The sequence below is a fragment of the Paenibacillus sp. J31R122 genome (assembly GCF_056269185.1).
Map to the genome: position 1 here is coordinate 22,224 of NZ_JBWDNM010000029.1, position 8,811 is coordinate 31,034.

The 8,811-nt window shown below is 45.0% G+C and carries 6 protein-coding genes; all 6 read right to left on the bottom strand.

Features of this window, described 5'->3' with window-relative positions; translation table 11 throughout:
- Positions 1–10: 10 nt before the first annotated feature.
- Positions 11–430: a hypothetical protein gene (locus AC0YN7_RS28905; RefSeq protein WP_475813468.1), complete on the bottom strand. Its 420-nt coding sequence runs from the start codon at positions 428–430 to the stop codon at positions 11–13.
- Between the two features lie 254 nt (positions 431–684).
- On the bottom strand, positions 685–2,031 hold the full coding sequence (locus AC0YN7_RS28910) for an MATE family efflux transporter (RefSeq protein WP_475813469.1): 1,347 nt from the start codon (positions 2,029–2,031) through the stop codon (positions 685–687).
- Positions 2,032–2,267: 236 nt separating this feature from the next.
- Entirely contained in the window at positions 2,268–2,690 is a 423-nt protein-coding gene (locus AC0YN7_RS28915) for a DUF1259 domain-containing protein (RefSeq protein ID WP_475813470.1), read from the bottom strand.
- A 54-nt stretch (positions 2,691–2,744) separates the two neighbouring features.
- The gene (locus tag AC0YN7_RS28920) at positions 2,745–3,164 is read right to left on the bottom strand and encodes a DUF1259 domain-containing protein (RefSeq protein WP_475813471.1); all 420 of its coding nucleotides are present in this window, start codon (positions 3,162–3,164) and stop codon (positions 2,745–2,747) included.
- Between the two features lie 274 nt (positions 3,165–3,438).
- Complete coding sequence (locus tag AC0YN7_RS28925; RefSeq protein ID WP_475813472.1) at positions 3,439–4,644, bottom strand: M24 family metallopeptidase; 1,206 nt, start codon at positions 4,642–4,644, stop codon at positions 3,439–3,441.
- A gap of 23 nt (positions 4,645–4,667) precedes the next feature.
- Positions 4,668–8,660 carry a DUF4838 domain-containing protein gene (locus tag AC0YN7_RS28930; protein WP_475813473.1) on the bottom strand — a complete coding sequence of 1,331 codons (3,993 nt, stop codon included), beginning with the start codon at positions 8,658–8,660 and terminating at the stop codon, positions 4,668–4,670.
- Positions 8,661–8,811: the final 151 nt, after the last annotated feature.

Below are 8,811 nucleotides of genomic sequence, written 5' to 3' on the forward strand. Positions count from 1 at the left end.
TTCTCCCCCTTCACCATAGGCTTCCAGCTAACATTGTGAACCTTATAAAAACAATTTCATCTCCTTCCATAAGCTTAAGTGGTGATTCCAAATGACTATTCTCTTCTTCTCGAATAAATACTTTATATAGACCATCTTCAAAAGCTAATAATGCGGTTTCCACTGCCTTGGTAATATCAGGGGTCTGTTCGTTATAGACCGCACCGAATCCTATCTTTCCACTCTCTCCACGCGCCTCAATCTCTGATCCTGTTAAGAATGGAATCAGCTGGGTGCTTTGTTGCTTATCCTTTAACTCCTGCACATTCATAATAATAACTTCCGTAATGAGCTCCCTCAGTGTTGTCGGAACGACCGGGAGCTTTATTTCAATTTTCGTCAGTACATTCTTACGTTTACCCAAGCTTTTGACAGTTACATATAATTTCACAGACAATTCCTCCACCTCTCATTTAAATAATCAGGAGCATCAATCCTATTCTATTAAAAAATAATTACTATCTTAAACCCTGTTTAGTGAATAATTTACCAATTTAACAGGAGTTAAAGAAGTTTTCAGTTATCAATATATTGTTTATTTTACCATATATTTAGATATCACTATTAGTTGTATTCTTGAAAAGTTTTCAACAAAAAAAATGCCAGTCAGATCAATTAATTGACCCGACTGACATTCACTAAACATTATCCCTGCGCTTCCTTCAGTCTCACTGCGTTGAAATCCGTCCGATAATAACGAATCATTACAGCCGATCCAAGGGCGACAAGGAATGAATACAACGCGAACCACGCCCCCATGCTGCCCCAATCGAGAACCATGACGAATAAATAAGTCAATGGGATAAACATAAAGATACTAAGTACGAACGATGATCTCATTAAAAATGTCGTATCACCAATTCCTCTTAGGCCGCCTGCATAGAAATTATAAAAACCATCGAAAATCTGTAAATAAGCTGAAATTGTTATCAAATATGCCGCTAGTTCGTATACGTCAGGATCATTACTATAGAGCTTCGCTATCGGCACCGCCCAAATCAACTCTACCGTACCGAGCACAATAAGGAATATCGTCCCTAGAATTGCTGTATTTGTCCCCGCCATCTTCGCCGCTCCCGGGCGCCTTTGTCCAAGCTCCTGACCAACTAGAATCGTAGCTGTCGAACCGAAAGCAAAAGCAGGCATAAAGCCAAATGACATTACACTTAGCGCAACCTCATTCGCCGCAGCGGCTAGATCCCCTAATGTCAGAACGAACATGGTGAATATGTACATTGAAATACTCATAGAAAATTCCTGCATTCCTAGCTTTCCACTCTCTCGGGAAATGAGCTTTAGCTCTAACCAGTCCGGTTTTTGCAATTTTCTCGTCTGATAGCGTCGATGCATCGGTCCGAAGAATACTATCAAACAAATGAACAATTGTACCGCCTCACCGATTATTAGAGCATACCCGGCACCTATGATCCCCATATTAGGCAGTCCCCAATGACCGTAGGTTAGTCCATAGGTTAGTCCTACCATTAGACCATTTGCCACGATGGAAACAACCATCGACGTCCGCGTATCGCCAACTCCGCGGAAAAAACCATGAAAAGCAAAGCTGATAATTCCGAAAGACATCGCGTAGAAACGCAGCTCCAAATATTGTCCGCCACTTGCTATGAGATTGTCCGAGCCTCCTGTCAGCTTTAAGATGGCACCACTCGCCAACCAGCCTGCCAGAGCAATGAGCAGCGCCACCCCAACACTAACAGCGAGTGCCAGATGTGTTCGCTGCATCCCCGTCCGCATCTCCTTAGCTCCGAAATTTTGCGCGACGAGGTAGTTAACAGAATGACCAATCCCAGAAAAAATAGCAAAAACATTATACATAATAATGTTGGAAACCCCAACGACAGCAATAATAACGAACCCAAGATCCCCTACCAGGATCAAATTAATTGTGCCCGTTAAGGTTTGTGTAGCAAATGCGAATAAAGAGGGGAGCGCTAGTATTAAAATACCGTACCAGCTTTTTAAAATTTTCATGTTGTTATACCATCCTAACTTACCTAGATGTTCTCATTCTGTCGGACTTCCGAACTTTAGTCAATAAGAGATATAGTGTTCACTATTGGCTATGGAGGATGAGCCTGAATTTGAAGACCCGCTAAAAATCTCCTTTTCCTATTTCAAAAGAAGCTTATATCCTGATTTTGGTCGGGCCAAAAAAAAGACCCGTCAGCGACGGGTAAGACCTTTCAGGTTCGTACGATTCCTCATCATTAGCCTAAGAAGGCAATCGAACGTTTTACTTTTCTTGCAAATTCAATGGGATTATCGATCGACTCCCAGTGAATATACATAAGACGTGGATTCTCAAACAGCCAGTGATTATGGACTGCTGTTACTTTGATCCCGTTCCTGCGAAGGTTTGACAGCAATCGATTGACTTGGTTCTGGAAGAGGGCCGTTTCCCCTAAACACAGTGCGCGGCCTGAACAGTCCAGTGATTCAAACGAGAACAGTTGATAACGGACCAATGGAGATGTGGTACGTCTTCCTAAAATTGAGGCGTTTACTTTCCTGTTTCTACTGACAAAACAAACCGGTCCCTTTGTAATTTCATGCTCGGTTCCACCTAAAATGGTTGAAAATTGGTTACATAGTCTTCTAAAACGGGGACTTGCTTTCACATGTTCCTCCATAAGAAATCATCCTTTCGGAATAAGTTAAGAATACAACTTCACCACTCCACTGCATTAACCCAAGAACGCAATGGATTCTTTGGTTTTTCTAGCAAACGCAACAGGATTGTCAATGGATTCCCAGTGCATATACATTAAACGAGGGTTTTCTTTTAGCCAGTGATTATGAAGCGCAGTCACTTTTATCCCACGTTTACGGAGATTCGACATCAATCGATTCACTTGATTTTGATGTACGGCAGTCTCGCCCAAACAAAGCGCGCGGCCCGACTTATCTAGAGATTCAAACGAAAACATTTGCATTTGCACCAAAGGCGAGCGCGTTCTTCTTCCCAGGATCGTCTCCCTTAAGTTCGTCATGCGCGTGACAAAACAAACCGGACCTTCATCAACTTCCGATTCACCACCTAGAATTTTTCCGAATTGCATACAAAGTCTTTTGAATTGCGGGCTAACCTTCACTTTTGCTGCCATATAAATCCTCCTTTACTCATTTTCGAAATATCTTATGATCAAAGAAGAAAAGTGTTTGGACGGAACACTGAGGATAACGAATAAAAATAGGGTGTAGTCTTGTCAAAAGAAAAAGCCGAGCGAAAATCAGGATAAATACCTGAGTCTCGTCGGCCTAGGGGGACATGTATTTTTAGACTATAATAATTCAATTCTCTCTACTGAGCGTCTTCCTCTTATAGACCTTTCCAGTGTCTAGCCTTCGATTGATAGAGCCTATTGATGAGGGTGTCTGCTATGTCAGAGCGCCTAGAGTTAACTCCCGACTTGTTAGCCATTGACGACTTAGTTCCCCTACAAGCCGTGACATCGGCTCATGACCATCACTTGTAACAACAAAACATTCTTCAATCCGATTCGAGCCATCGGGGTGACCAAATAAGCTAATATCGGTGTTCACTGTCATACCTGTCAAGAACATACCTGTAGAGTTCTCATTCGGATACGGTGATTCAGCCTCAGCTACGCCACAACCATGAAGAGGCGGATAAAGATCATAATGCGATACTCCCTGTTCTCTAAAATATTGCTTTACCTCCTTCACCATATCCGCCATTCGGATTCCTGGTTTAATTGCTGCTTTCCCTCTCTTATTTGCTTCTATTAACAAATCAATAAACTTCTTTTGTTGCTCTGATGCTTCTCCAACTACAAATGGAAAATTGATCGTCGCTATATATCCCTCGTATTGAACGGCAAGTGCAGCCATGATCATATCGCCATCTTCGATGACTTTTTGTGTTGCTCTTCCAATTATCGTAGCAACACGCTCACCGCTCGATATGAGGCAGAACGGAATATATTCTGCACCTTCTTGAAATGCTGCCTCATGTGCCGCTGCTGCTAGTTGTAATTCCGTCACTCCAGGCTTTGCACTTTGCAGCAATGCTTTATACGCACAATCCGCAATGCGCGCCGCTTCCTTTAAACAAGCAATTTCCTCACTCGTCTTTAATAGACGTTGATCAAATAGGATAGAGTTCGCATCAACTACTTCACTCCCTGGAACGCTATCTCGAATCGCTATATAAACAGTATGTGGCATAGCATCCATTCCAACAATTCCTATTTTCCCGAGCGTTCCCTTGCTTCTCAGCTCCTCAAAAACCATTTGGAAGCTAGTATAGTTTGCTTGGGGATATTCAATTTCATCAGGTACGGTTACGCAGGAGAAGTCCGGCACGAACCGAATATCTGGCCATGCGCTCATTTCTTTGCACATGACTTCCCCCTCCGGCGCTGCCAATAGAATGGGCTCTCCAGCAATAGGTACAATAAGTGCGCCTCTTTCAAATAGTGGCCAAAAATTACTTACATAACGCAAGTTTTCCCTTCTATACTCATCTCCATAAATAAGACAAGCATCCAGCCCTTTCTGACGCATCGCTTCCTTCAGCCTTACAATTCTTGCTTCAAAATGCTCCGCCTTCAACTTATTCAAGTCCAATCTCCTCCAGATTGTGATCAATTAGGCAACTCAACAAGCGAAACATCATCGACCCACATTGCATCCGTGCCGGACATGAAGAAATAGATATTGTTATGCTCATATGATGCATTAAGATCCGGCTCATATTCCAGCTCGAGCAGTTGCCACTCGCCATTCAAGACAATGTCTGCATTTGCTGTTACTGGATTATTCCCACCACCTGGCAGCATCTCATAGATGGACATATTTGCCGAACCGGCAGTGAGCCCCTTTACCCAAGCACTCAGCTTATACCGCTTGCCAGGCTCGAGTTCAAAATCCTGCAATGATCTGGCCATCTCATATTGGGCTCCTTGCAGCTCAATCTTTAAAGAACGTCCGCCACTATGAGCCACGTCATGATCCCACACCCCGGTCGCTGAAAACCATCGATCCGGAAAACTGGACGGCGTGGCAATTTCAAATCCCGAATTGTACAGCAGGTTGCCTGCCTCAGGTGCTGCTATTTCCGTAATTACGACGTCGTCGATCCATAGCTTATCAGTACCTGACATAAAGATGTAAACCCAGTGGTGATCATATGGCATAGCTAAGGCAGGTTCATATTCCAATTCTATCGACTGCCATTGATGATTGGCACTAGCATCCACATTAGCCTCCATTTTAATGTTACCGTCTGTTTTGACTCCATAGATGGACATGCTTATACTACCAGATGATGCACCTTTGACCCGCGCGCTCAACTTGTAACGCTTACCAGGCTGCAGATCAAGGTCCTGATCCGCGCGGGTGAACACGTACGGCGCACCATTTAAGTCCAGTCTCAAAGAGTGGGTGCCACTGTACTTTTCCGTATGATCCCACTCCGCTGACGTGGAAAACCACCCATCTGCAAAGCTACCTTCATTACCTTGCTCAAAACCGGGATTCTCAACGAGATTAGTCTGGTTATTGGACTGTTTCAGATGAATAGGATAGAAATCACTCGGATTCCAGACTGTGCCTCCCCCCCAGGTAATAAAGCGCTCCTTGCCATGAAAGTTTCGGAAGAAGAAGCCATAGAGTGTATCGGTATTCGCAGGATTGACGCCAATGCTGGCAAAAGGAATAACTTGAATGGCATTCCAGCGATCTGTACCTATGTGGGCACCCGCATACCATGTCGCGTTATACGATGGATCTTGAAACGACTTATATTCAAATTTCACCTCAGCCGGATTGGAGAAGAAGCCATAATATGTTCCCTCCCTGTTTCCAGTGACATAGGTCTCAACCGAATCATCCGCACCGCTGCTCCACCATTCAGCTGGAGCGCTCTCGCTGACAACCATGCTGTCCAGATCATTATCGAAATTTTCATATCCGACATACAAATTTTCATCGTCCCAAAGCAAGTACACCTTTGTTTCTTCCGGTACCTGAAGCTTGGTGCCCATTTCTCGGAAATCGTTCATTGGCACCGCCTCCGTCCAAGGCCCTGAGCTGAAATCTGCAGCATTCATAATATCTTCTTTACTATAGGTCGTTTTATAAGCTGTTGCTGATAGACTCGGCAATTGCCCAACTGTGAATACCATCGTTTCAAATGTTGTTTTAATAGGGGCAATGCGCTGCTTGCCCTCAGTATCCGCCAGCTCCCACGCTGTATCCAGAGCGGCTTGTGCAGCATCCGCTATTCCGGCCTGAATGACATAACGGCCGATATATTGGCTTTCCCGGGAATAAACGTTGACGGGCTGCTGGTCATAATTATAACCCTGCTCTATCAAATCATAATAGGTGCCCATCGCTTCAGCAGCTGCCCCGTAAGCCTTAGTCAAAAATTTGTCTTTCAACACATCCAGATCGGCATCAGGATCCCAATACAAGTTGTGGATGAGCCAATATTGCAAGGCGTTGATGCCCCAGATATTGCTGTTGTCTACCTGCCCTTCAGGCAATACACCGGTAATGCCAAGATCGCGATAGTATTGCAGATCCGCTTGGACTTTGCCGGCAATTGGCCTCTCATATACATTGTTGGAGCAACAGCCATAATAATTATACATAACAATATTTTGCGTCTTCGCTGTCCAGGCCTCAAGCTTCAGCTTGTAGTTATAGTTCGAATTGCTTTGATCCGTTGTATTGAATGGAGCCCTCACGTCTTCCGCAGCCGGTGCCATTACAATAATAATATTATCTTCCAATTCAACCTTAGGCGGTGTGTCGGTAAAGAAATAAGCGAATGTCGGAATTTTCACATTCGGATGAGTCTGCTTTAAATCCGCCGCCACTTTATTCAGGAATGTAAAGAAAACAGTTGATTTATACGCCGGATCTTCCGGTTGTACAGTAAGCCCCGCCGGAGTTGTAAACGGTTGATTGCTAAGCTCTCCCTGGCTGAACGTTTGGTTATCCATAATGCCGACCCCAACATACTCCAGCGGCTGGACGGAGAGCAGTTCCCTGATTTCATTAGCTACAACTCCCGGCACATCCGGATGATAAAAATTAATTTGCGAACGATCCAGAGTTACAGGCACGTACTCCCCATTAATTTCATTATAGTATTCGGGATGCGCGGCAAAGTATTTTTCATTAGGCAGCCAAGAGTCCAAGTTATGACCAAGAAGAAATGGCGTAATTCCTACACCATCATGCCTATCCCAATACTGCACATTGCCCATTTCCGCCAGTTTGATATTTAATTTGTTGCGAGCGAGCATCTTTTCCGTGTCCAGATCCGAATGGAACTCTCCATATTTGCCTGAACCAGTCGTATGCCAACCTCGGAGCTGGAACGGCGATTTTTCGATATAGTCAACCTTCTCTGCAATAATCGTTGACTGGTGTTCATAAAGTGTCCCTATATCCACGGAGCGTGTCCACAGCATATCCGCATTTTCTTCAAGGAAATCATACACCCCATTCAAGACGCCGCGAGATTCATCGCCAATGATGTAAATATGGCTGCCCGCATTACGGATAGCATAGCCGTCTGACTGGGCAAGAAAACTGAGATCAACTGCATATAGATTTGAAAGCTGCGGCTCGGTATCAGGTGTAGCAAGTATAATCTCTGCTTTACCGCTAGCATTGCCTGAGCTGACAGTAGTAATCGCTGGCATTGTTTCTTCCTCTGCATTTACTTCAATCAGCTTAATATCATCCACCCACATCGAGTCAGTGCCCGACATGAAGAAGTAGACATTATTGAAATTGTATTTGGCAGTCACAGGCGGAGCATAGTCCAGTTCCACCAATGTCCATTCGTCAGTTAATGTACTTTCCACCCGGGCAGTTACAGGATTACTGCCGCCGCTCGCAAGCCGCTCGTGTATTTCCATATTCATCTTTCCAGCACCCGCCGATTTCACCCATGCGCTTAGCTTATATTGTTTGCCTGGGGTCAATTGAAGTTCCTGTTCACTCTTGGCAAACATATACGAATTGCCATCAAGATCGATACGCATGGAATGAGCGCCAGTTCGCCATACCGCTGCGTCCCTAACACCAGATGGTAAATGCCAGCCTTGCAGCTTGTCACCATTATTGTGTTCAAACCCCTGATTAACCAGCAGGTTCGATGTATACTGTACAGGAAGCGAAAGTGTATGAAGCGTAACACCACTGCTTGAATTCGCCTTAACCTCTATGACATAACTGCCATCAGGTAATGCTTCTGTCATTTGAAAAGAACCGCGGACAATCTTTCGTTCATATGCGCCCACTGACACTTCCGTCGGCAAGTTGACAGGAATGGCGATATTGCCGGTTTGTACAAGTGAGATTGTGGCAGGACTGGCCTCGTTATTCACGATATGCACTTCGAGTGGATAGTGCCCGCTTTTGGCCAACGACAATTCACTGTTTGCAAACAAGATACTAACAGCCGCCGATAAATCCCTTTTAAAGATTGGCAGCTCAGCCCCGCTTACGAGCTTGACTGACTTCTGCAATTCCTGGGCTGCATAGAGCAGCATTTCATCCGCCTCCGAACCGATCAAAATATCGGCATTGGCGACACCCGAATTGACAATTGTCAATGGTGTGCCATTGCCTGGATCCGGGCTTGGGCTCGGGCTCGGGCTTGGGCTTGGGCTTGGGCTTGGGCTTGGGCTTGGGCTTGGGCTTGGGCTTGGGCTTGGGCTTGGGCTTGGGCTTGGGCTTGGGCTTGGGCTTGGGCTTGGGCTTGGG